The sequence below is a fragment of the Streptomyces sp. NPDC058812 genome (assembly GCF_042744565.1).
GTDB classification, from domain to species: Bacteria; Actinomycetota; Actinomycetes; order Streptomycetales; family Streptomycetaceae; genus Streptomyces; species Streptomyces thinghirensis.
Window position 1 is genome coordinate 1 of record NZ_JBHYOB010000081.1, and the last position, 1,188, is coordinate 1,188.

Annotated in this window: 2 protein-coding genes; one reads left to right on the forward strand and one right to left on the reverse strand. The window is 44.1% G+C overall.

The features are described 5' to 3' along the window. Window positions 1-211: 211 nt before the first annotated feature. Complete coding sequence (locus ACFW48_RS38770) at window positions 212-817, forward strand: hypothetical protein (RefSeq protein ID WP_069475750.1); 606 nt, start codon at window positions 212-214, stop codon at window positions 815-817. Here ACFW48_RS38770 and ACFW48_RS38775 read toward each other — a convergent pair. Next, window positions 814-1,188 (reverse strand): DNA methyltransferase (locus ACFW48_RS38775; protein WP_386323390.1); only part of this gene is annotated, 375 nt, incomplete at its 5' end. The genes ACFW48_RS38770 and ACFW48_RS38775 overlap by 4 nt on opposite strands.

The following is a 1,188-nucleotide window of genomic DNA, read 5'->3' on the forward strand; positions in this document are numbered from 1 at the left end:
CTGGAAGGACAGTATTTGGTATCTGCGCTCCACCAAGCCAGTTACCTGGTTAAGCAGTTCCCCAACTGACTTAACCTTCGATTAAACCGCCTCCCCAGGCGGTTTTTTCGTTTCAAGAGGCTACGCCCAAACGACAATGATCGTCAAGGATCTTCTTGGTAAGATATGACAAAGAGCTTTCGAACTTTTATATCTTATTCAAGGAACTAAGATGCAAGACAGGTCAGTAGTTAATCGACAGGGGTTTAACCCAGAGCTCGATCTGCCGTATTCGCTAAGGATTAGTGATTTTGAGCACGCAATGGAAGATATTTATGACTTCTTCCATGATGTGAACAATTTACTATCAAACAAAGGATTGCATAGGCTTGATGACATGATGAGACCAGCAGCTATGTCTGGCCTCATTTCAGATATGATCACAGCTTCCCTCGCTAAATTTTCAAGATCACTTGTTGAAAACAAGCATTTCAATGGACATCCAGACCTAGTTGTTAGAGGCAAGTATCCGAATGACAGTATCTCCTCAGGGGAAGACGGCATTGAAATAAAAACCACCAGGAAAAATGGGGGTGCCGTCGATACTCATGGGGCAAGATCTCAATGGATGTGCGTATTTGTCTACAATGTAGATAATGAGACTGAACCGGCCTCAGACAGAAAGTCGATGAAATTTACCGAGGTATATCTTTGCCACGTTGATGAAAATGACTTCCGTCGTAATGATCGTGGTGCATTAGGAACCAGAACAGCAACCCTTCACAAAGAAGGGTTGAAGAAGCTCAGAGAAAGCTGGGTTTACAAGGATTTAGTTTAGTTATTTTCCTTGCTTGGAAGGGCTGATAGCGCGGGGATAGCTTTCTCCGCCAAATCAAAGAACTCCCGGTCTATTTCAACTCCAATGCTCTCATAACCTATATGGTTTGCAGCTGCTAATGTGGAGCCGCCCCCCATAAATGGATCGAGAATAATCCCCTCTCCTAAAGGAAGCACTGCCCTCACTAATTGCCTCATGAAATTTTGCGGCTTTAATGACGGATGTGGCGCTATCTTTTTTTCATGTGCTGGCGTCGGATGAGATTTAATGACATCGCCAAATGGCCTGTCAGCTGAAATTCTCCTGAATCCACCTGTTTTCCACTTTCGTAGATTATCCTGAACCCTTCCATCTAGAGGCTTTCTCAGCAC

Coding starts and splice junctions, on each gene's coding strand:
- ACFW48_RS38770 (WP_069475750.1), top strand. CDS start 212: ATGCAAGACAGGTCAGTAGTTAATCGACAGGGGTTTAACCCAGAGCTC.